Origin of the sequence: Enterobacter cloacae complex sp. SHL020 (assembly GCF_049236945.1) — a bacterium.
In the GTDB taxonomy this organism is placed as follows: domain Bacteria; phylum Pseudomonadota; class Gammaproteobacteria; order Enterobacterales; family Enterobacteriaceae; genus Enterobacter; species Enterobacter dykesii.
This window is the reverse complement of the sequence record NZ_JBMKJF010000004.1, coordinates 245726-266164: the sequence shown is the minus strand read 5'-3', so window position 1 is coordinate 266164 and position 20439 is coordinate 245726. Positions and strand designations below refer to the sequence as shown.

At 56.7% G+C, this 20439-nt stretch carries 23 protein-coding genes; 5 read left to right on the top strand and 18 right to left on the bottom strand.

The window, feature by feature from the left end; genetic code table 11:
- Nucleotides 1-27: 27 nt before the first annotated feature.
- Together yfcE and yfcF are read right to left on the bottom strand one after the other, a co-directional pair.
- The gene (gene yfcE / locus ACOTZB_RS12835; RefSeq protein ID WP_421627305.1) at nucleotides 28-579 is read right to left on the bottom strand and encodes a phosphodiesterase; all 552 of its coding nucleotides are present in this window, start codon (nucleotides 577-579) and stop codon (nucleotides 28-30) included.
- 56 nt (nucleotides 580-635) lie between these two features.
- Complete coding sequence (gene yfcF / locus ACOTZB_RS12830) at nucleotides 636-1280, bottom strand: glutathione transferase (protein ID WP_193525395.1); 645 nt, start codon at nucleotides 1278-1280, stop codon at nucleotides 636-638.
- Between the two features lie 141 nt (nucleotides 1281-1421).
- Between yfcF and yfcG the strand changes: the two genes are divergently transcribed.
- The 4 genes from yfcG (at nucleotide 1422) to ACOTZB_RS12810 (ending at nucleotide 3956) form a co-directional block, all read left to right on the top strand.
- Nucleotides 1422-2051, top strand: a complete 630-nt coding sequence (gene yfcG / locus ACOTZB_RS12825) for a GSH-dependent disulfide bond oxidoreductase (RefSeq protein ID WP_023312554.1) — start codon at nucleotides 1422-1424, stop codon at nucleotides 2049-2051.
- A 75-nt stretch (nucleotides 2052-2126) separates the two neighbouring features.
- On the top strand, nucleotides 2127-2495 hold the full coding sequence (gene folX / locus ACOTZB_RS12820) for a dihydroneopterin triphosphate 2'-epimerase (protein ID WP_023312555.1): 369 nt from the start codon (nucleotides 2127-2129) through the stop codon (nucleotides 2493-2495).
- Nucleotides 2496-2508: 13 nt separating this feature from the next.
- Nucleotides 2509-3402 carry a TIGR01777 family oxidoreductase gene (locus ACOTZB_RS12815; RefSeq protein WP_421627304.1) on the top strand — a complete coding sequence of 298 codons (894 nt, stop codon included), beginning with the start codon at nucleotides 2509-2511 and terminating at the stop codon, nucleotides 3400-3402.
- 44 nt (nucleotides 3403-3446) lie between these two features.
- Nucleotides 3447-3956, top strand: a complete 510-nt coding sequence (locus tag ACOTZB_RS12810) for a GNAT family N-acetyltransferase (RefSeq protein ID WP_214576758.1) — start codon at nucleotides 3447-3449, stop codon at nucleotides 3954-3956.
- A 36-nt stretch (nucleotides 3957-3992) separates the two neighbouring features.
- On the opposite strand, the gene hisP is transcribed toward ACOTZB_RS12810, so the two are convergent.
- The 15 genes from hisP to pdxB all read right to left on the bottom strand — a co-directional run bounded on the left by hisP (nucleotide 3993) and on the right by pdxB (nucleotide 18015).
- Complete coding sequence (hisP, locus tag ACOTZB_RS12805; protein WP_045354320.1) at nucleotides 3993-4766, bottom strand: histidine ABC transporter ATP-binding protein HisP; 774 nt, start codon at nucleotides 4764-4766, stop codon at nucleotides 3993-3995.
- A gap of 8 nt (nucleotides 4767-4774) precedes the next feature.
- Entirely contained in the window at nucleotides 4775-5491 is a 717-nt protein-coding gene (locus tag ACOTZB_RS12800) for an ABC transporter permease (protein WP_008502590.1), read from the bottom strand.
- Complete coding sequence (locus tag ACOTZB_RS12795; protein ID WP_193806070.1) at nucleotides 5488-6174, bottom strand: histidine ABC transporter permease HisQ; 687 nt, start codon at nucleotides 6172-6174, stop codon at nucleotides 5488-5490. Before ACOTZB_RS12795 ends, ACOTZB_RS12800 begins: the two co-directional genes overlap by 4 nt.
- Nucleotides 6175-6262: 88 nt before the next feature.
- Nucleotides 6263-7045 (bottom strand): histidine ABC transporter substrate-binding protein HisJ, encoded by a 783-nt coding sequence (gene hisJ / locus ACOTZB_RS12790; protein WP_023336423.1) that lies wholly within the window; start codon nucleotides 7043-7045, stop codon nucleotides 6263-6265.
- 226 nt (nucleotides 7046-7271) lie between these two features.
- Entirely contained in the window at nucleotides 7272-8054 is a 783-nt protein-coding gene (argT, locus tag ACOTZB_RS12785) for a lysine/arginine/ornithine ABC transporter substrate-binding protein ArgT (RefSeq protein ID WP_193806068.1), read from the bottom strand.
- A 291-nt stretch (nucleotides 8055-8345) separates the two neighbouring features.
- Nucleotides 8346-8915 carry a UbiX family flavin prenyltransferase gene (locus ACOTZB_RS12780; RefSeq protein WP_028016217.1) on the bottom strand — a complete coding sequence of 190 codons (570 nt, stop codon included), beginning with the start codon at nucleotides 8913-8915 and terminating at the stop codon, nucleotides 8346-8348.
- A gap of 89 nt (nucleotides 8916-9004) precedes the next feature.
- On the bottom strand, nucleotides 9005-10522 hold the full coding sequence (gene purF, locus ACOTZB_RS12775; RefSeq protein ID WP_021241570.1) for an amidophosphoribosyltransferase: 1518 nt from the start codon (nucleotides 10520-10522) through the stop codon (nucleotides 9005-9007).
- 33 nt (nucleotides 10523-10555) lie between these two features.
- Nucleotides 10556-11044 carry a colicin V production protein gene (gene cvpA, locus ACOTZB_RS12770; protein ID WP_000262116.1) on the bottom strand — a complete coding sequence of 163 codons (489 nt, stop codon included), beginning with the start codon at nucleotides 11042-11044 and terminating at the stop codon, nucleotides 10556-10558.
- A 166-nt stretch (nucleotides 11045-11210) separates the two neighbouring features.
- Nucleotides 11211-11909, bottom strand: coding sequence for a cell division protein DedD (dedD, locus tag ACOTZB_RS12765; protein ID WP_421627303.1), 699 nt, complete (start codon nucleotides 11907-11909; stop codon nucleotides 11211-11213).
- The gene (gene folC, locus ACOTZB_RS12760; RefSeq protein ID WP_421627302.1) at nucleotides 11899-13167 is read right to left on the bottom strand and encodes a bifunctional tetrahydrofolate synthase/dihydrofolate synthase; all 1269 of its coding nucleotides are present in this window, start codon (nucleotides 13165-13167) and stop codon (nucleotides 11899-11901) included. Before folC ends, dedD begins: the two co-directional genes overlap by 11 nt.
- A gap of 70 nt (nucleotides 13168-13237) precedes the next feature.
- Complete coding sequence (accD, locus tag ACOTZB_RS12755; protein WP_003861408.1) at nucleotides 13238-14143, bottom strand: acetyl-CoA carboxylase, carboxyltransferase subunit beta; 906 nt, start codon at nucleotides 14141-14143, stop codon at nucleotides 13238-13240.
- Nucleotides 14144-14297: 154 nt separating this feature from the next.
- Nucleotides 14298-14957: a DedA family protein gene (locus ACOTZB_RS12750; RefSeq protein ID WP_421627301.1), complete on the bottom strand. Its 660-nt coding sequence runs from the start codon at nucleotides 14955-14957 to the stop codon at nucleotides 14298-14300.
- Between the two features lie 28 nt (nucleotides 14958-14985).
- Nucleotides 14986-15798, bottom strand: a complete 813-nt coding sequence (truA, locus tag ACOTZB_RS12745) for a tRNA pseudouridine(38-40) synthase TruA (protein ID WP_421627300.1) — start codon at nucleotides 15796-15798, stop codon at nucleotides 14986-14988.
- Complete coding sequence (locus tag ACOTZB_RS12740) at nucleotides 15798-16811, bottom strand: aspartate-semialdehyde dehydrogenase (protein ID WP_421627299.1); 1014 nt, start codon at nucleotides 16809-16811, stop codon at nucleotides 15798-15800. The genes truA and ACOTZB_RS12740 overlap by 1 nt, the downstream gene beginning before the upstream one ends.
- 67 nt (nucleotides 16812-16878) lie before the next feature.
- Nucleotides 16879-18015, bottom strand: coding sequence for a 4-phosphoerythronate dehydrogenase PdxB (gene pdxB, locus ACOTZB_RS12735; RefSeq protein ID WP_421627298.1), 1137 nt, complete (start codon nucleotides 18013-18015; stop codon nucleotides 16879-16881).
- A gap of 113 nt (nucleotides 18016-18128) precedes the next feature.
- Between pdxB and flk the strand changes: the two genes are divergently transcribed.
- Nucleotides 18129-19133, top strand: coding sequence for a flagella biosynthesis regulator Flk (gene flk, locus ACOTZB_RS12730; RefSeq protein ID WP_023312569.1), 1005 nt, complete (start codon nucleotides 18129-18131; stop codon nucleotides 19131-19133).
- Between the two features lie 42 nt (nucleotides 19134-19175).
- Here the strand turns inward: flk and ACOTZB_RS12725 are convergent, their stop codons facing one another.
- Nucleotides 19176-20354 carry an MFS transporter gene (locus ACOTZB_RS12725; RefSeq protein ID WP_421627297.1) on the bottom strand — a complete coding sequence of 393 codons (1179 nt, stop codon included), beginning with the start codon at nucleotides 20352-20354 and terminating at the stop codon, nucleotides 19176-19178.
- Between the last annotated feature and the right edge of the window lie 85 nt (nucleotides 20355-20439).

The following is a 20439-nucleotide window of genomic DNA, read 5'->3' as shown; positions in this document are numbered from 1 at the left end:
TCGGCGCGTTTGCAGTTGAGGTGTAACTTACGGATTAATCGCTACCTGCGCAATAACTTGCTGATCATTAAGTGCGATAACGCGCAGGGTATTTCCATCCAGCATGCCATAGCTCGCTGGATGACCGCCTTTCGGTATGCTGACCGAACCCGGGTTAAAGTGATAAATCTCACCGCGCTTTTCAGCAACCGGAATATGAGTATGACCGTAAACCAGGACATCGCCAGCCGCGAGCGCCGGGAGATTATCCGGGCTAAAAAGATGCCCGTGCGTCAGGAACAGACGGCTTTGTTCCAGCAGCACCTGCTGCCATGGCGCGGTAAGGGGGAAATGCAGCAGCATCTGGTCCACTTCGCTGTCGCAGTTGCCGCGAACGGCGATAATGCGCGAGGCGTACGGGTTGAGCTTTTCCGCGACCTGCGCCGGAGCGTAGCCCTGCGGCAGCGCGTTGCGCGGTCCGTGGTTGAGCACATCCCCCAGAATAATCAGCCACTGCGCGCCGCTTTGTGCAAACAGGGAAAGGACACGCTCGGTAGCGGGCAGCGATCCATGGATATCCGACGCAAACATCAGTTTCATCAGTCACTCCTCGGGAAAACAGACTGCCCCCATCATACCTGAAGCGTCCGGGCTTATCAGCCCGCGCGCCTGGCAGATAGTGCCACATAGCGCTGCACGGAGGCACGCTGCCACTGAAACGCGGCATAATCCACCAGCAGCTGCGGCACCTCATCGCCGTTGAGGATCAGGCGGTTTAGCATCAACGCCAGATCGGCGTCGGCAATGCACCATTCGCCGAACAGGTTCGGGTTGCCGTGTGCGAGGAGCGAGGTGGCGGTTTCAATGAGTTTTTGCGCGCTTTCACGACCTTCAGCGCTGAGCGCTGGCTTTTTCACCCCGGCGAACACGACGTCCGTTGAGCGTTCCACGCGAATTGGCACCAGATCGCTTCGCAGCCACGCCTGGATCTGCCGCGCCCGCGCGCGTTTTTGCAGGTCGTGAGGATAGATGCGCTCCCACTCGGGCGGCGCGAACCGATCTTCCAGATATTCATCAATCGCCGACGATTCGCTCAGGGCAAAACCGTCAATCTCCAGCACCGGCACGCGTCGGGTCAGGTCGTAACCCTGCCACTGCGGCTTGAGATGCTCACCGCCGTCGAGATTAACGGTCTTCAGCGTAAAAGTAAGCCCTTTTTCGGCCAGCGCAACGTATACGCTCATAACATAGGGAGAAAAGAAATTCGCATCGGACCACAACGTGATTACGGGCTGGTTCATAACATCCTCATCGGCTGATCGGGTTTTTACTCAACATATAATCTCTTTGCGTCGCTGTCACTTGATGAAAACTCACGATTTACAACAACCACCTATACTCATTTGTCATGGCACCACTCTTCGCATGGACAGGAGTTGAGAATGATCGACCTTTATTACGCCCCTACCCCAAACGGCCATAAGATCACCCTCTTTCTTGAAGAAGCCGAGCTGGATTACAGGATCATTCGCGTGGATATCAGCAAAGGCGAACAGTTCAGCCCTCTCTTTCTGGCTATATCGCCGAATAATAAAATCCCGGCCATTATTGATAACCAGCCGGCGGACGGGGGCAGGCCGCTGAGCCTGTTTGAATCCGGTGAAATTTTGCTCTACCTGGCGGAGAAAACCGGCAAACTGCTGAGCGGCGAACTTCGCGAGCGTCACCATACCCTGCAATGGCTCTTCTGGCAGGCGAGCGGGCTGGGGCCCATGCTGGGGCAAAATCATCATTTTACCGCTTACGCCCCGCAGCCCATTCCTTATGCGATAGAACGCTATCAGGTCGAGACGCAGCGGCTCTATGACGTTCTGAACCGTCGGCTGAAGAAAACGCCGTGGCTCGGGGGCGATCATTACAGTATTGCCGACATCGCCTGCTGGCCGTGGGTGAATACGCATGAAAAACATCGAATTGACCTGGCCGCTTACCCGGCGGTGAACAACTGGTTTGAGCGCATCCGGACCCGGCCGGCCACCGAGCGGGCAATGCAAAAAATCCAGCAGATTTAACCCGCTATGAGGCTGGGTGCCTGCGAGCCTCTCATGTATGATGAGCAGGAAATACTGACACGGAGAAGACCTGCAATGTCACAGCCAGACGCCATTATTCGTATAAAAAATTTACGCTTGCGCACCTTCATCGGCATCAAAGAGGAAGAGATCGCCAACCGTCAGGATATTGTCATTAACGTGGTAATTCACTATCCCGCAGACAAAGCGCGGGCCAGCGAAGATATCAACGACGCGCTGAACTACCGCACAATAACCAAAAACATCATTCAGTACGTGGAGAATAACCGCTTCTCTCTGCTGGAAAAATTAACTCAGGATGTGCTCGATATCGCACGTGAACATCACTGGGTCACTTATGCTGAAGTTGAGATCGATAAACTTCACGCCCTGCGCTACGCCGATTCCGTCTCCATGACGCTAAGCTGGCGACGCCAGGCGTAACCCTGGAGGTTGTATGAAGATTTTGCTGACCGGCGGGACAGGCCTGATTGGTCGTCACCTCATTGCGTATCTGCAGGCCTTGCATCACGACATTACCGTGGTCACGCGCAGCCCGGAGAAAGCGCGCCAGGTGCTGGGGGCGGGTGTCGATATCTGGAAAAATCTGGCCGAGCAGCAAAATCTGGACGGCTTTGACGCCGTCATTAACCTCGCGGGTGAACCCATCGCCGATAAGCGCTGGACGGAAGAGCAAAAACAGCTGTTATGCAGCAGCCGGTGGAACATTACCGAAAAGCTGGTCGAGCTGATCCGCAATAGCCACACGCCGCCTTCGGTACTGATTTCAGGTTCAGCTGTGGGCTATTACGGCGATCTCGGCGAGGTGGTGGTGACCGAGGAAGAGCCGCCGCATAACGAGTTTACCCATAAACTCTGCGCCCAGTGGGAGCGTATCGCCTGCGCGGCGCAGAGCGATCGCACCCGCGTCTGCCTGTTGCGGACCGGCGTCGTACTTGCGCCGAAGGGCGGCATTCTGGCGAAGATGCTTCCCCCTTTCCGGCTTGGGCTCGGCGGCCCTATCGGCAATGGTCGTCAGTACCTGGCGTGGATCCATATCGACGATATGGTCAACGGGATTCTCTGGCTTCTGGATAACGACCTGCGCGGGCCGTTTAACATGGTTGCTCCCTATCCGGTGCGTAACGAACAGTTTGCCCACGCGCTGGGGCATGCCCTGCACCGCCCGGCGATATTACGCGTGCCTGCCACGGTGATTCGCCTGATGATGGGTGAAGCGTCTGTATTGGTATTAGGCGGACAGCGAGCGCTGCCAAAACGGCTGGAAGCGGCCGGCTTTGCGTTCCGCTGGTACGAATTAGAAGAGGCGCTGGGGGATGTGGTGCGGTGAATATGTTACAGTGACAGGCCATGTTCCGAAGATATGGCGTAACAATGGCAACGATAACCACTCCCCGGCTTCACCTCACACCTTTCGAACCCACTGACTGGGCCTTCTTCCGCTCGCTGCGAGAAGATCGCCGCATCATGCGCTACATGGCCGCCATCGCGCCGGAAAAAGAGACCCGCCGCGTGTTTGCTGCACGCCTGATGGCGGAGCATGTCTTCGTGATCCGCTCTCTTGAGGACGATACGCCGCTTGGCGATATCGGCCTGCAAATCAGCCCTGAGAATCGTGAAGAGGCCGATATCGGCTATACGGTTGTGCCTGCCGCGCAGGGGAAAGGTATCGCCAGCGAGGCGCTGCGCGCGGTGTGTGATTACGCGTTTAACCAGACCAGCGTGAAAGCGATTAACGCGTACGTGCTGGCAGATAACGGCGGTTCGGTGCGGGTGCTGGAGAAAGCCGGGTTTGTGCGCACGCAGGTGCTGGAAAAGGCGTATGAAATTGACGGCGTGCGCTATGACGACTGGGTGTATCGGCTGGAGTGCGGTGCGGCTTGATGCCCTCTCCCACAGGGAGAGGGGGAAAGGCAAAACCTACTTCAGAGACCCTTTCAGGAACTGCTGCAGGCGCGGGCTTTGCGGGTTCGCCAGCACCTCGTCCGGGTGTCCCTGCTCTTCAATTTTCCCCTGATGCAGGAAGATAACGTGGTTCGAGACGTTACGGGCGAAGCCCATCTCGTGCGTCACCACCACCATCGTTTTGCCCTCTTCGGCCAGCTTCTGCATGATGCGCAGCACTTCGCCGACGAGTTCAGGGTCCAGCGCGGAAGTCGGCTCGTCGAACAGCAGCACTTCTGGCTCCATCGCCAGCGCGCGGGCGATAGAGACACGCTGCTGCTGACCGCCGGAGAGATGCACCGGATATTTCATCTGCTGGCGCTCGTCGATACCCACTTTCGCCAGGTATTTCACCGCGCGCTCGCGGGCTTCCTGCTTGCTCAGGCCCAGCACCTGAATTGGCGCTTCCATCACGTTCTCCAACACCGTCATGTGGCTCCAGAGGTTGAAGTGCTGGAACACCATCGTCAGGCGCGTACGCAGCAGGCGCAGCTGGTTTTTATCCGCAACCTTCAGCTGGCCGTCTTTGTCACGGACCAGGTTAATATTCTGCCCGCTCACCACAATCGAGCCTTCGCTCGGCTTTTCAAGGAAGTTAATGCAGCGCAGGAAGGTACTTTTACCCGAGCCGGATGAGCCGATGATACTGATTACATCGCCTGCATTCGCCTGCAGCGACACCCCTTTCAGCACTTCATGTTCGCCGTAGCGTTTGTGCAAATCAATAACGTTTAATTTGTTCTCAGCCATCATCTTTCTCAGTGCGTCGAAGAAGGTTTTATATGCTGCAACCAGCGTTTTTCAGCCTTACGGAACAGGCTAATCAAAACATAAGAGATTATTAAATAGAGCACCGCCGCAATGCCAAACGCGGTAAACGGCTGATAGGTCGCGGAGTTAATATCGCGCGCGATTTTGAGCAGATCCGGCACCGTCGCGGTAAAGGCGAGCGCGGTGGAGTGCAGCATCAAAATCACTTCGTTACTGTACGCCGGTAACGCGATACGCAGTGCCGACGGCAGAATAATGCAACGATAAAGTTTCACCGAGGAAAAGCCGTACGCGCGCGCCGCTTCAATCTCGCCGTAAGGAACAGAGCGAATTGCCCCGGCGAAAATCTCGGTGGTGTAGGCGCAGGTGTTGAGCGTCAACGCCAGCACCGTACAGTTCAGGCCGCTGCGGAAGAACGCGTTCAGCATCTCAGTGCCTTTTACGATCTCAAGCGTATACATCCCCGAATAGAACACCAGCAGCTGCACGTACAGCGGCGTACCGCGAAACACGTAGGTGAACAGCCAGATCGGGAACTGGATAAATTTATTGTTCGACACGCGGCCAATGGCAAGAAACACCGCCAGAATACCGCCCATCACCACGGAGGAGATCAGCAGCCAGAGGGTAATCGCCACGCCGGTAAAGCGGTAGCCATCCGTCCAGAGCAGCGATTTCCAGTATTCCTGAATAATCTCAATCACAGGTCAGCCCTCTTCACACCCACGGAGTAGCGACGCTCGAGCAGGAGCAGCACACCATTGGAGGCGGTCGTAAAGACCAGATAAATCACGCCGCAGACCACCGCAAAGTAGAACGGCTCCCAGGTGCTCTTGCCCGCCAGCTGAGTTGCTTTTACGACGTCTTCCAGACCGAGCAGCGAGACCAGCGCTGTCGCTTTGAGGATAACCTGCCAGTTGTTGCCGATACCCGGCAGCGCATAGCGCATCATGGCCGGGAACATAATCCGACGAAACGTTTGTGAAGAGGTAAAACCAAATGCGGTTGCCGCCTCAATGTGTCCTTTCGGCACGGCCATGTAGGCACCGCGGAAGGTTTCGGTGAAGTAGGCACCGTAGATAAAACCGAGGGTAATAATACCGGCCACCATCGGGTCGATATCAATTTGTCCCATGCCCATCGCGTCCGTTAAGCTGTTCAGCGCAATCTGCAGACCGTAAAAGATAAGCAGCATTAGCACCAGATCGGGAACGCCGCGAATAAGCGTGGTGTAGCCTTCAAATATGAGCGCCAGCGGTTTGTTAGCTGAAAGCTTCGCCCCTGCGCCTGCCAGACCTATCAGCACCGCCAGCACCACGGAGCTGATAGCCAGCTCAAGGGTGACAAGCGCGCCCTGTAAAATAACGCCAGAAAATCCGTACAGCATACCGCGAGCCCTGTCGTATCGTGAGTGGTGGAACCGTGTCTTTTCCCCTCCCGCAGCGGGAGGGGCCGCACGTTATATGACGGGGCGATTAGCCACCGTAAACATTAAAATCAAAGTACTTTTTCGCCAGTTTGTCGTAGGTACCGTCAGCGCGCATTTCAGCGAACGCTTTGTTCAGCGCCTCACGCAGCTCGTTGTCTTCTTTGCGCAGGCCCATGCCGGTGCCCACACCAAACAACTTCACGTCCTTAATTGACGGGCCGCCAAACTTGTAATCTTTACCCACCGGCGTTTTCAGGAAGCCTTCGCTTGCCGCGACTTCATCCTGGAATGCCGCATCAATTCGGCCTGCCGTCAGGTCAGCGTAGATATTTTCCTGGCCCTGATAGGAGACGATTTCAATCCCCTTCGGCGCCCAGTGTTCGTTGCCGTAGGTTTCCTGCGTGGTGCCCTGCAGCACGCCGACGCGTTTGCCTTTTAGCGACTCCAGCGTTGGCTGAATGTCAGAAGCTTTAGCCACTACAAGACGAGAATCGGCCGCGTAGAGTTTGTCGGTGAAGGCAATCTCCTGCTGGCGTTTTTCGGTGATGGAGAGTGAGGACATGATCACGTCGATTTTTTTCGCTTTCAGGGACGGGATCAGCGCATCCAGCGGGTTCTCAACGTAGGTACACTGTGCTTTGATGCGTTTGCACAGCTCATTGGCCAGATCGATGTCAAAACCGACCAGTTCACCCTTTGAATTCTTCGATTCGAACGGCGCATAGGTTGGATCGGTACCAATTCGGATTTTCTGCGGAATGGCTGCGAATGCCGCGGTGGCGCTGGAAAAGGCCAGTACCAGAGATAGTGACAACACGAGTTTTTTCATATTTATCCTCAACAAACTGTCTTCATACGGGATTTTTACGACGACGGGGTGGTGCTAATGTGCCATTAATCCCCTCTGCCAGGCAAAGACTAATGCCCTTCAGGCGGGATTTTTTGCATTATAAATGCGTAAGTATGCACAAAGCGATCCAATACGGTGCAACAAACGCACCGCATTGGGTCAACCGCTCCCGTAACGCACCTTTTAGGTGCGTTAGCGTCAGGTATTATTCACCGTATACGTTGAAGTCGAAGTATTTCTTCGCCAGTTTGTCGTAAGTACCGTCTTTACGCAGCTCTGCAAAGGCTTTGTCAAAGGCGGCTTTCAGCTCGGTATCATCCTTGCGCAGGCCAATACCGGTGCCGTCACCAAAGTATTTTTTGTCTTTTACCGACGGGCCAGCAAATGCATAGTCTTTACCCGCAGGCTGTTTCAGGAAGCCTTCGCTCGCGGCGACTTCATCCTGGAATGCCGCATCCAGACGGCCTGCGGCCAGGTCAGAGTAAATCAGATCCTGGTTCTGGTAAGCCACCACGTCTACGCCCTTCTCGCGCCAGGTCGCATTGGCATAACCTTCCTGCGTCGACCCCTGAAGCACGCCGACGTGTTTCCCTTTCAGCGAGTCGATGGTGGGCTTAATCGGGGAACCTTTCGCGGCAATCAGACGCGAATCCGCAGCGTAGAGCTTGTCAGAGAAGGCAATCTCCTGCTGGCGTTTTTCAGTGATGGAGAGAGAAGAGATAATGGCATCGATTTTCTTGGCTTTCAGCGACGGGATTAATGCGTCAAAGTCGCTGCCCACCCATGTGCATTTCACAGCAATGCGTTTGCACATTTCATTTCCCAGATCGATATCAAACCCCACGAAATCGCCTTTCGCATCCTTGGAAGAGAATGGCGCGTAGGTTGCGTCTGTACCGATACGAACCGTCTGTGGAAGCGCTGCGTAGCTACCTGCCGCCGCACTTAACCCCACGAGCAAAGACAGAGCCAGAACCGTCTTCTTCATACATTTACCCTCAAGTACCGTGATTTTATTATGTATTGTGTTGTGTGTTGTGTTGCAGGCTTCATCTTGCAGGTCTTATGCCACATTGCCGTCTGGTCAAAACTTCGACGTTAAATATGTTAATAAAACGTTGCGATATTGCCTTAATGGTGAAAGATAGCAGGTCTGCCGAACGAACCGGAAAGAGAAAAAGGGAAAAAACGAATTAAATGTCGAGGATATGATCGCCGTTGCATAATTGCCCTGAAACAGGGCAACGTCTCTTTTCATGCACTCTGTTTGTGCACAGATTCAGGCCCCTTGCCAGCGGGTGAAGAGATCTTCAGGCAGGTCGATGTCAAACTGATCCAGCACGCGGTTGACGGTCTGATTGATCACGTCGTCCAGCGAGGCCGGGCGATGATAAAACGCCGGTACCGGCGGCATGATGACGGCCCCAAGCTCGGCGGCCTGGGTCATTAAACGCAGATGGCCGAGGTGCAGCGGCGTTTCCCGCACGCAGAGCACCAGAGGACGCCGCTCCTTCAGCACCACATCCGCCGCGCGCGTCACCAGGGTGTCGGTATAGCTGTTTACAATGCCGGAGAGCGTTTTAATCGAACAGGGCAGGATAACCATGCCGGCCGTTTTAAACGAGCCTGAGGAGATGCTGGCGGCGATATCACGGGCATCGTGAACCACGTCAGCCAGTGCCTGGACATCGCGCAGGGAGAGATCGGTTTCCAGAGAGAGGGTCTGCCGCGCCGCCTGGCTCATCACCAGATGGGTCTCGACTTCCGCCACGTTACGTAGAACCTGTAACAGACGTACGCCGTAAATCGCGCCGCTGGCGCCGCTGAGCCCAACAATGAGTCGTTTCATGATTTTCGCCCTTACTGATTTCAGGGCAGACTGTGCAGGATTTTGCGGGGAGTTGCAAGTGAGGGCATTCGCCCTCACCTGCCGGAGCATCAACCTTCGTTGTGCATCTCTAAGCTTTCGAGATCGTTCTGCAGCTGGACGGCTTTCGCATCGTCGTTGCGCAGCGAATCAAGATAGTCGAGGTACTGCTGGTCAACGTCTTTGGTCACGTAAATACCGTTGAACACGGAGCATTCGAACTGCTGAATTTCCGGATTCTCAGCACGCACCGCGTCGATGAGGTCGTTCAGATCCTGGAAAATCAGGCCGTCGGCACCGATGATCTGGCGAATTTCATCCACTTCACGGCCGTGAGCGATCAGCTCGTTAGCGGTTGGCATATCGATGCCGTACACGTTCGGGAAGCGAATCTCCGGCGCAGCAGAGGCCAGGTAGACTTTCTTCGCGCCCGCTTCGCGCGCCATCTCGATGATCTGCTCAGAGGTGGTGCCGCGAACGATGGAGTCATCGACGAGCAGAACGTTCTTGTCGCGGAATTCAGCGCGGTTGGCGTTCAGCTTGCGGCGCACGGACTTACGGCGCAGGTGCTGGCCCGGCATGATAAAGGTGCGGCCAACGTAGCGGTTCTTCACAAAGCCCTGACGGTATGGCTTGTCCAGAATGCGGGCGATCTCCAGCGCGATATCGCAGGAGGTTTCCGGGATAGGAATCACCACGTCGATGTCGAGATCGTCCCACTCGCGGGCAATCTTCTCGCCCAGCTTCGTGCCCATGTTCACGCGCGCGCTGTAGACGGAAATCTTGTCGATGAAGGAATCCGGACGGGCAAAGTAAACGTATTCAAACAGGCACGGGTTGCTGACCGGGTTGTCGGCACACTGACGGGTAAACAGCTGGCCCTTCTCGGTGATATAAACCGCTTCGCCCGGCGCAACGTCGCGCAGGAATTCGAAGCCCAGGGTATCCAGCGCCACGCTTTCAGAGGCAACCATATATTCAGTACGGCCATCGCCGAGGTCGCGCTTACCGAGCACCAGCGGACGAATGCCGTTTGGATCGCGGAAGGCCACCATGCCGTGACCGATGATCATCGCCACGCAGGCATACGCGCCGCGGATCTGGCGGTTGGTCGCAGCAATGGCAGCAAAGATGTTGTCTGCTTCCAGCGGGTAGTGGCGGAAGTTATCCAGCTCGCTGGCGAACACATTGAGCAGAATTTCAGAATCAGAGGTGGTGTTAATGTGGCGACGTTTCTCTTCGAACAGCTTTTTACGCAGCTCATGCGCGTTGGTCAGGTTGCCGTTATGAGCAAGGGTGATGCCATACGGTGAGTTGACGTAGAAAGGCTGTGCCTCAGAGGCGCTGGAACTGCCAGCAGTAGGATAACGAACGTGACCGATCCCCATATTACCTTGCAGACGCTGCATATGGCGGGCTTCAAACACATCGTTCACCAGGCCATTCGCCTTGCGTAAACGGAAGCAGTTGTTTGCATCAATGGTGATGATACCCGCAGCATCCTGCCCACGGTGCTGAAGCACCGTTAACGCGTCATAAATCGACTGGTTTACCGGCATGAAACCGGCGATACCGACAATACCGCACATTCGTCTTTTCCTCGTTAAGCCACATCTCAGGGTTTATGCCCTGGGCAAAAAACTCGACGAGCTTTGCAGATAGTCAAAGAACCATCTGATGATGAAGCTGAACTCTGGAATGAGCTGCGATTTCTGCCAGTCTTCGCTTTTGGAGAACCCGGTAAAGGTATCCAGGAAGAACAGGATCGCGGCCACAATCAGCACGCCTCGCAACGCCCCGAAACAGATCCCGAGTACCCTGTCCGTTCCTGACAGACCGGTTTTCTCGACCAGCTGACCTATCACGTAATTCACGATAGCGCCGACAATCAGCGTTGCGATAAACAGCACCGCGATAGCGATTCCATTTCGGACCAGTTCATCTTCAAAGCCCGTGAACCAGACAGACAGGTAAGTGTAGTAATGACTGGCGACAAAGAAAGCACAACCCCAAGTCACCAGCGATAACGCTTCACGAACAAAGCCACGGATCAGGCTAACCAGACAGGAAAAACCAATCACCGCAATGATGGCGTAATCAATCCAGACCATATGTGTCCCACGATTTAACGCCCTGTCATCCAGTTCGGGGCGAATTCTAACAGAAAAAGAAAACGTTTGCGTAGGGATTTCCTTCCCGCGCGTAAATAAAAAAGGCGCTGAAAAAATGCTCAACGCCGTTGGCTTATCGCCTCTCTCTTTAAGGAGCAGGTCGTACTTAGTTCGCGCTGTAGCCCATCACCACGCCGCTCAGGCCGGAGATCTGCTTCAGCTCGCCGAGCGAACCTTTAAGCTTATCTTTGGACGCTTCTGGCCCCACGAGGATGCGGGTAATTTTACCCTGCACCGGCGTGGAAGGTGAAGTGTAAACACGATATCCCGCACTGCGCAGTTTGCTCACCACCTCGTTAACTTTGTCGGCGTTTTTCAGCGCGCCGAGCTGCACAACGTACGCTTTTCCGGTCGGTGCCGCGTCTTGTTTTGCCGGCGGAGGGGTTTCTGATGCGGCAGCCAGCTGCTCTGCTGCTTTATCCCGCTGTGGCTGTTGCTGCGGTTTCGGCTGCGGCTTCTCAACCGGCTTCGGTTTTTCAACAGGTTTAGGCTGCTCTACCGGCAACGGATCGATATCGCTGCTGCTCGCTGCCGCCAGGCGAGACGGATCGAGCGACGGTGCGGCGGCATCGCCTGCCCGCACCTCTTCCGCCGCCCCTTCCGGCGGCTGGGCAGGCAGCGCCTGCGTCGCCGCGGGCAGCATATCCGGCTCATCGCGGTCACCCGGCTTCGGCACCAGCGGAATAGCGGCAAACTCATCCTGATAATGCTTTTTCTGCCCGTCGAGCAGCCCGGGGAGAATAATCACCCCGAGCGCGACCAGCACAATGGTTCCTGTTAAACGGTTCTGAAACTTACTCGCCACCGGTTCTCCCCGCGTCCATCACTTCCATGACATGTGCCACCGTGTGGAATGAACCACACACCAGCACGGTATCTTCTGGTTTAGCATCCGCCATCGCGGCATGCCAGGCATGAGCCACGCTACTGTAGATTGCGCCTTTGCCGAGATGTTCCATCAGCTGCTCAGCCGTCGCGCCGCGCGGCCCCTCCAGAGGAGCACAATACCAGCTATCGACCACAGTCTCCATGCAGGCCAGCGTCCCGCCGATATCTTTATCATGAAGCATACCGATAACCGCCAGCACGCGCCCGGTTTTTGGTAACGATTTGAGACGTCCCGCGAGATACGCAGCCGCATGCGGGTTATGCGCCACGTCCAGAATCAGGCGCGGTGACTCGCTGACAATCTGGAAACGCCCGGGCAGAATTGCGCTCTGAATGCCGTCGCGGATAGCCTGATCGCTGACCGCTAATCCACTGGCGCGCAGTGCCGCCAGCGCGGTTGCCGCGTTCGGCTGCGGCACCTGCGGCAGCGGCAGGTTGTCCAGAGTGCCCTGACCATCGCTGAAGCGCCAGCCGTTATCCTGAACCACATACTGCCAGTCAACGCCGCGGCGCAGCAGACGCGCGCCCTTCTCGTTTGCCACGTCAGCAATGGTGTGCGGCATGTCCGGCTCGCCAACCACGGCGGGTTTATTTGCCCGGAAAATACCGGCCTTCTCGCGGCCAATGCTTTCACGATCCGGTCCCAGCCAGTCGATATGGTCCAGCGCGATGCTGGTGACCACCGCCACGTCCGCATCCACCATATTGGTCGCATCAAGACGTCCGCCGAGGCCAACCTCAAGGATCACCACATCCAGCTGCGCCTGCTTAAACAGCCACAGCGCGGAAAGCGTACCGTATTCAAAATAGGTTAATGAGATCTCACCGCGCGCGGCTTCAATTTCCGCGAACGACGCCGTATGCGCCGATTCCGGCAGCTCGCTGTTCTGCACGCGGACCCGCTCGGTGTAGCGGACCAGGTGTGGAGAGCTGTACACGCCTACTCTGTAACCCGCAGCCATCAGGACAGATTCCAGCGTACGACAGGTGGTGCCTTTACCATTGGTGCCCGCGACGGTGAACACGAAAGGTGCCGGTTTGAGCACATCAAGACGCGCGGCGACCTGGCTTACGCGCTCAAGCCCCATATCGATGGTTTTACTGTGCAGGTTTTCCAGATAAGAAAGCCACGCGGCCAGGGGCGACGTGGCTTGGGGAATGCTTTTATTTTCCATAATGCCCGGTTGTCATTAACAGATTAGAAAGCAAAAGGGCAGCGCCAACCGGCCCTGCCCTTTTCAGTTATCAGGCCTCGGGTTCCTGATCCGGTACCACCACGCCTTCGCGCGGCTCATCCGGGTTCGGCGCTGGCAGATTCATCAGCTTCGCCAGGATGCTCGCCAGCTTCAGGCGCATTTCCGGACGGCGGACGATCATATCGATAGCGCCTTTCTCAATGAGGAACTCACTGCGCTGGAAGCCCGGCGGCAGCTTTTCACGAACGGTCTGCTCGATAACGCGAGGACCCGCAAAGCCGATCAGCGCTTTTGGCTCAGCGATGTTCAGGTCGCCCAGCATCGCGAAGCTCGCGGAGACACCGCCCATGGTTGGGTCGGTCAGCACGGAGATATACGGCAGACCGCGCTCCTGCATTTTCGCCAGCGCTGCAGAGGTTTTCGCCATCTGCATCAGCGACATCAGCGCTTCCTGCATACGTGCACCGCCGGAGGCTGAGAAGCAGATCAGCGGACAGTTGTCTTCCAGCGCCTGCTCAACGGCACGCACGAAGCGCGCACCGACCACGGAGCCCATTGAGCCGCCCATAAAGGAGAACTCAAAGGCAGCGGCGACAACCGGCATCTCATGCAGGGTGCCTTTCATGACGATCAGCGCGTCTTTCTCGCCGGTCTCTTTCTGTGCAGAGGCCAGACGATCTTTGTATTTTTTGGAATCGCGGAACTTCAGCACGTCTTTTGGCTCAAGTTCGCTACCCAGCTCTACCAGAGAGCCTTCGTCCAGCAGGCTATGCAGGCGGTTGCGCGCCGACATACGCATATGGTGGTCACACTTTGGACACACCTCAAGGTTGCGCTCCAGCTCTGCGCGATACAGAACCTGACCGCAGCTATCACACTTCGTCCATACCCCTTCAGGAATGCTCGCTTTGCGCGTTGGGGTAATGTTGCTTTTAATTCGTTCAATCCAGCTCATTGATAACCTTTCTGCCTGAACCTGGTCGTATGCCAGTTTTGCTATAAGAGGCGAATAATGCCATTTTTGCCTCCAACAGACCATGAATGTTGCACATTAAAACATAACAGCCCGAAACTTTGGATAAAAAAGTGGTCGAACCGCCTGTGTGCATTTACTTCGCTTGTTTTGCCGCCGCACGTTTGTGACGAATGATTTCGATAACGCCAGGCAGTACGGAAAGCACAATAATCGCTATAATCAGTAACTTAAGGTTTTCCTGCACCACCGGGAGATCGCCAAAGAGATAGCCTGCGTAGGTAAACAGCAGTACCCACAGCAGCGCGCCAACCACGTTGTATGCCGCAAAATGACGATAGGACATATGCCCCATTCCCGCCACAAACGGTGCAAATGTGCGCACAATAGGCACAAAACGCGCAAGGATAATGGTTTTCCCGCCATGGCGTTCATAAAACGCATGGGTTTTATCTAAATAGCTGCGACGGAAAATTTTGGAATCAGGATTGCTGAAAAGCCGCTCACCGAACACCCGTCCAATCGTATAGTTGACCGCATCACCGACAATGGCGGCAATCACCATCAGCACAACCATAAGATGCACGTTCAGATCGTTAGTGGGCAGCGCCGATAGCGCCCCAGCCACGAACAGCAGTGAATCCCCTGGCAGGAATGGGGTAACGACCAGACCGGTTTCACAAAACAGAATGAGGAACAGTATGGCGTAAACCCAGACGCCATACTGCGCGACCAGCTCCGCCAGGTGAACATCAATATGCAGAATGAAATCAATCAGAAAACGTATTACGTCCATATTGTCTAAGCCCTAATTGCACCTTTGTTTAGTCCGCTAAAAACAGCGGACCCATTGGCGGTTTCGGCAGGTCAAATCGATCCGGATAGTCTACTGAGACCAGATACAATCCTTCCGCTTTCGCCGTGGCTGCCGCAAGCGTTCTGTCCTTCGCTGCCAGCAGGTCTGCAATCCAGCTCTCCGGCTGGTGTCCGGCACCCACTTCCATCAGGCTGCCCACAATATTCCGAACCATATGATGTACAAAGGCATTGGCTTTGATATCCACCACCACATACGCGCCAAAACGGCTGACGTTTATGTGCATGACGTTGCGCCACGGCGTGCGGGACTGACACTGCACCGCACGAAACGACGTAAAGTCATTTTCACCAATCAGACACTGCGCCGCGCGATGCATACGTTCTGCATCAAGCGGTTCATAAAAATGCGTCACGCCCAGGCTTAACACCGCAGGACGCAGGCGCTGGTTGTAGATGACATAACGGTAGCGACGCGCCGTGGCGCTGAAGCGCGCGTGAAAATCATCCGGCACAGCTTTTACCCAACGCACCGCAATGTCACCAGGCAAATTCGCATTTACACCCAGCGTCCAGGCGGCATCCTTACGCACGGCGGTGGTTTCAAAGTGCACCACCTGTCCGGTGCCGTGAACTCCCGCGTCCGTACGTCCCGCGCACAGGACGTTAATCGGCTCGTTTGCCACCTGAGAGAGCGCTTTCTCCAGCTTCTCCTGGACGCTGCGCACCTCGTTCTGACGCTGCCAGCCATAATATTTACTGCCATCGTACTCAATTCCGAGGGCAATTCTATGGACCGGCTTTTGTTCCACGCCTGACATCAGTACAGGTACTCCTGCACCAGTTTTTCAGCGATTTTGACCGCCATCAGCGCGCCGCCGAAGCGAACGTTGTCGGCAACGGACCAGAACTGAACCTGTTCCGGCATGCCGTAATCGTTACGCACGCAGCCAACGGAAAGATGCGCGCTGCCCGTGGCATCACCAACCTGCGTCGGGAACTCGCTCTCTTCAGAGAGCACGATGTCGTCACCGCGGCCAAACGCGTCGCGCGCCTCTTCTGCCGCCAGCGGACGCAGGGCTTCAAAGCCGACCATCTGCGCGTGGCCGTAGAAGACCGGAGACTGCACGACGCTCGCGGAGATCGCCAGGCCATCATCCTGCAGAATTTTACGCACTTCATCGACGATACGGCGCTCTTCGCGCACGGAGCCCTCGCGATCCGGCAGCAGCGGCAGCATGTTGAACGCCAGCTGGCGGCCAAAGAAATCATCTTCGTCAATCGGGATACCGTTCAGCAGCTTCGCGCTTTGCCCGGCCAGGGCGTCAACGGCCTTTTTGCCGTTCGCGGACGCGGACAGCAGGCTGGTGACGGTAATGCGTGACAGGCCGCCGTCGTCGATCAGCGGTTTCAGGGCGGTCAGCAGCTGGCTGGTGAGGCTGTTCGGCACCGCAATGACGTTACGGTTGCGGTAGTCAGCCAGCACAAATGGGTTCACGTCCGGCACCACCAGCGGCACATCCGGCTCCATTGAGAACAGACCGCTCAGGTCGATCACCAGGCAGCCTGCGTTAGTCGCCTCTTCAACGTACGCCGCAGTGGCTTCAGCGCCCGCGGCGAAAAACGCCAGCTGCGCCTGCGTCCAGTCGAACGCGGCCGCGTCCTGGACCATGACGGATTTACCGTTAAAACGCAGATGCTCACCTGCGCTGTCGGTACGCGCCAGCGCATAGATATCGCCCACCGGGAACTGACGCTCAGCAAGGGTTTCGAGCAGGGCTTCGCCCACGGCACCCGTGGCACCTAAAATGGCAATGTTCCAGCCTTCAGACATGGTGGTTTACTCCAGAAATAAAAAAGCGTCCCTGTCGGAGTATCCGACAGGGAGCATTAAGAAGACATTAATGCGCCGGGTGATGAACGGCGTTAAACCCCAGCTTGTGCAGCAGCGTCGCCGCCGGGGCGTCGTCGCATATTACATACAGGGAAGACCACTCGCGGCGCTCAACGTAGTTCTTGCGCAGCTTATCAAACTCACCCGGGATCCCCGCCACTTTACGCAGCAGCGCATCATCGCGGCGCACATCATACACCAAATGCACCAGCCTTTTCAGCGTTGCCTGATCGAGCGGGCCGTGCAGGGTAATGCGGCCAAATTCAGGCGCGGGGAGTAAGGTATCCAGCGCCACCTGCTGCGGATGGCCGATAAAAGTGCTGTAGGCTTCAAAGACCTGCGTGGTACCGCGGGCTTTGCCTTCCAGGGTATAACCGGCGATATGCGCGGTGCCCACGTCCACCTTGTTAAGCAGCTCAACGTTGAGATCCGGCTCCGGCTCCCAGACGTCCAGCACCACCCTGAGGTCTTGTCCTTCGTTCAGACACGTCAGCAGCGCGGCGTTATCTACCACCGGACCACGGCAGGCATTTATCAGAATAGTGCCAGCCTTCAGACGACGGATCAGCGCCTCGTCAGCAAGATGCAGCGACTTATACGGCCCCTCTTTAAACAGCGGCGTGTGGAAAGTCAGCACGTCACACTGTTCGACCAGCTCATCCAGCGAGCGGAAATCGCCGTCATCACCGTTGTCTTTACGCGGCGGATCGCACAGCAGCGTGCGGATCCCCAAGGCTTCAAGGCGCTTTTGCAGGCGCCCGCCGACGTTACCCACGCCGACAATCCCCACGGTGCGGTCTTTTAGCGCAAAACCGTCGCGCTCGGCCAGCATCAGCAGGGAGGAGAAGACGTATTCCACGACGGCTATGGCGTTACAGCCCGGCGCGGCGGAAAAACCGATTCCGGCCTGCTTCAGCCATTGATCATCCACATGATCGGTCCCTGCCGTTGCGGTCCCGACAAATTTAACCGCCTTACCGGCGAGCAACGCCTCATTTACTTTGGTCACCGAGCGCACCATCAGCGCGTCGGCGTCATCCAGTTCGTTGACCGGGATCGGGCGACCAGGGACAGCCTTAACGTTACCCAGGCGGCTAAACAGCTCACGGGCATAAGGCATATTTTCATCAACGAGGATTTTCACGTCTGAGTACCTGTTTGAGAGGAAGAAAACCTGCCAAGTGTGCCATAATCTGGCCGCCAGGCATATACGTTCGCCAGGTTTACGCTGAGTTTTGACTTTAAGGATTTTTGACGATGCAGCCCATTTCAGGTACGCCGCCACGCCCTCCGGGTGAAGGCCCCGTCACGCCAAACGTTGCCGGTGAACAACCGCTATCCACGCAACAGCGCACCGTGCTGGAGCGACTGATCACGCGCCTGATTGCGCTGACTTCGCAGCAAAACGCGGAAGTCTGGGCCGGGGTAAAGCATGATTTAGGCGTGAGGAACGACGCACCGCTGCAGTCGCGCCATTTCCCAGCGGCCGAACAAAACCTGAACCAGCGTATTAATACCGCGCAGCAGAACCACACCACGCGCCAGATTGTTGCTCAGCTGACGGAGCTGCTGGGCCAGGGCAATAACCGCCAGGCGGTGAGTGATTTTATTCGCCAGCAGTATGGTCAGACCGCGCTGGGCCAGCTGACGCCCGACCAGCTTAAAACCGTGCTGACCCTGCTGCAGAACAACGAGCTGTCTATTCCGCAGCCTCAGGTGCGCCCGGCGACCGAGCGTCCGCTGCTGCCAGCCGAGCACAACACGCTCAAGCAGATGGTGACGAAGCTGGCTGCGGCCACCGGCGAACCGACGAAGCTTATCTGGCAATCCATGCTGGAGCTGTCCGGCGTGAAGGCGGGTGAGTTAATCCCGGCCAAACAGTTTACGCATCTGGTGACCTGGCTCCAGGCGCGCCAGACGCTCAGCACCCAGAATACCCCTACCCTGCATACCGTCCAGGCGGCACTGAAGCAGCCGCTTGAGCCGCACGAATTTGAAGTCATCCGGGATTACGCCCAGCAAAACTGGCAGGCCACGCCGCAAACGGTTCTGACCACCGCGCAGGTGCAGGATCTGCTCAATCAAATCTTCGTTCGCCGCGCCGAGCGTGAGGGCGGCGTGCCGGAGGTGAGAAACATTCAGCCGATCTATAGCCCGCTGTTTGCGCCGGTCGTCGAGACGTTCAGAACGCTCTCTGCGCGCCCGGGATTGATGTTTATTGCGCTACTGATTGCGCTGGCGATTTTCTGGCTGGTTGCCTGAGGTTTTGCCCGGTGGCGCTGCGCTTACCGGGCCTACAGCGGCTCAAGTCCTGCGAAACGCCACCAGCGTCACCACGATCCCCACCACCGCAGAAACCGCACCGGCCAGAAAGACGGACGGATAACCAAACGAGGTAGCTAATACCCCGGCCAGCGGCCCGGTTACCCCGTATGAGATATCCTGAAACGCCGCATAACCGCCCAGCGCCGTGCCGCGCACCTGTGGGGCCACGCGCTTCACGACTTCAACACCGAGCGCCGGGAAGATCAGTGAACAGCCGCAGCCGGTCAGCGCCGCGCCAAGCAGCGCAACGGATGCCACGGGTGCATTCCACAGCAGCAGCAGACCCACGGTCTCTATCATCAGCGACGCCACCGCGACCTTCACGCCGCCGAAGCGATCCGGCATCCAGCCGAAGAAGACGCGCATCAGCACAAACGCGCCGCCAAACGCGGTAAGCGTAAAACCGGCCATCGCCCAGCCGCGGCTCATAAAATAGAGCGAGACGAAGGTACCAATCACCGCAAAACCCACGCCCTGCAGCGCCAGGCCAAGACCCGGCTGCCAGATTTGGCCGACCACGCTCCACAGGGAAGGACGCTCGCCTTTGTGCGCGGGCACCTTACGCACCGAGCCGTTAAACGCCCACGCCAGCAGGGGTAAAGCCATTGTGGTTGCGGCCAGCGCCGCAAATCCAAACTGGCTATTGATCAGCAGCCCAAGCGGTGCGCCTGCGGCCAGCGCGCCATAGATGGCCATACCGTTCCAGGACATCACCTTGCCGGAGCGTGCGGGACCCACCAGCCCCATTCCCCAGGTCAGGGTGCCGGTCAGCAGCTGGCTTTCACCAAAGCCGAGGATTAAACGGCCCAGCACCAGCAGCGCAAACTTATACGCGGCCTCTACCGGTAGGAGAGCAGCCAGCAGCCATGCGCCGCCCGCGAGCCCACAGGCAAACATCCCCTGTAACGCCGAGCGTTTTGCACCGTGCTGATCCGCCAGCCGTCCGGCGTAACCGCGGGTTAATACCGTGGCTAAAAACTGAATGCCCACGGCAATGCCGACCATGGTGTTGCCATAGCCCAGCTCCTGATGAACGAACAGCGGGATCACCGGCAGCGGCAGGCCAACGGTCATATAGGTCAGAAATACCGCAAACGCGATACGGAACAGCGAGACGTTCGCTGAAGGGGTTGTTTCTGTTTGAGTTACTGCAGTCATGCTTTACTCCGAAATGAAGAGTAAGGCGGGGAAATGCCACGCCCCCTCTACCTGATAATCAGGATTAAGGTGCGTTGGTTGACGT

Bases quoted from the DNA above. Each gene is read 5' to 3' on its own strand.
- ACOTZB_RS12810 (WP_214576758.1), top strand. From the start codon at position 3,447: ATGGCAACGATAACCACTCCCCGGCTTCACCTCACACCTTTCGAACCC.
- flk (WP_023312569.1), top strand. From the start codon at position 18,129: ATGCAGCCCATTTCAGGTACGCCGCCACGCCCTCCGGGTGAAGGCCCC.
- folX (WP_023312555.1), top strand. From the start codon at position 2,127: ATGTCACAGCCAGACGCCATTATTCGTATAAAAAATTTACGCTTGCGC.
- yfcG (WP_023312554.1), top strand. From the start codon at position 1,422: ATGATCGACCTTTATTACGCCCCTACCCCAAACGGCCATAAGATCACC.
- ACOTZB_RS12740 (WP_421627299.1), bottom strand. From the start codon at position 16,811: ATGTCTGAAGGCTGGAACATTGCCATTTTAGGTGCCACGGGTGCCGTG.
- hisJ (WP_023336423.1), bottom strand. From the start codon at position 7,045: ATGAAAAAACTCGTGTTGTCACTATCTCTGGTACTGGCCTTTTCCAGC.
- hisP (WP_045354320.1), bottom strand. From the start codon at position 4,766: ATGGCTGAGAACAAATTAAACGTTATTGATTTGCACAAACGCTACGGC.
- yfcE (WP_421627305.1), bottom strand. From the start codon at position 579: ATGAAACTGATGTTTGCGTCGGATATCCATGGATCGCTGCCCGCTACC.
- yfcF (WP_193525395.1), bottom strand. From the start codon at position 1,280: ATGAACCAGCCCGTAATCACGTTGTGGTCCGATGCGAATTTCTTTTCT.
- ACOTZB_RS12725 (WP_421627297.1), bottom strand. From the start codon at position 20,354: ATGACTGCAGTAACTCAAACAGAAACAACCCCTTCAGCGAACGTCTCG.
- ACOTZB_RS12795 (WP_193806070.1), bottom strand. From the start codon at position 6,174: ATGCTGTACGGATTTTCTGGCGTTATTTTACAGGGCGCGCTTGTCACC.
- ACOTZB_RS12815 (WP_421627304.1), top strand. From the start codon at position 2,509: ATGAAGATTTTGCTGACCGGCGGGACAGGCCTGATTGGTCGTCACCTC.
- folC (WP_421627302.1), bottom strand. From the start codon at position 13,167: ATGGAAAATAAAAGCATTCCCCAAGCCACGTCGCCCCTGGCCGCGTGG.
- cvpA (WP_000262116.1), bottom strand. From the start codon at position 11,044: ATGGTCTGGATTGATTACGCCATCATTGCGGTGATTGGTTTTTCCTGT.
- argT (WP_193806068.1), bottom strand. From the start codon at position 8,054: ATGAAGAAGACGGTTCTGGCTCTGTCTTTGCTCGTGGGGTTAAGTGCG.
- truA (WP_421627300.1), bottom strand. From the start codon at position 15,798: ATGTCAGGCGTGGAACAAAAGCCGGTCCATAGAATTGCCCTCGGAATT.
- accD (WP_003861408.1), bottom strand. From the start codon at position 14,143: ATGAGCTGGATTGAACGAATTAAAAGCAACATTACCCCAACGCGCAAA.
- ACOTZB_RS12780 (WP_028016217.1), bottom strand. From the start codon at position 8,915: ATGAAACGACTCATTGTTGGGCTCAGCGGCGCCAGCGGCGCGATTTAC.
- ACOTZB_RS12750 (WP_421627301.1), bottom strand. From the start codon at position 14,957: ATGGACGTAATACGTTTTCTGATTGATTTCATTCTGCATATTGATGTT.
- purF (WP_021241570.1), bottom strand. From the start codon at position 10,522: ATGTGCGGTATTGTCGGTATCGCCGGTTTCATGCCGGTAAACCAGTCG.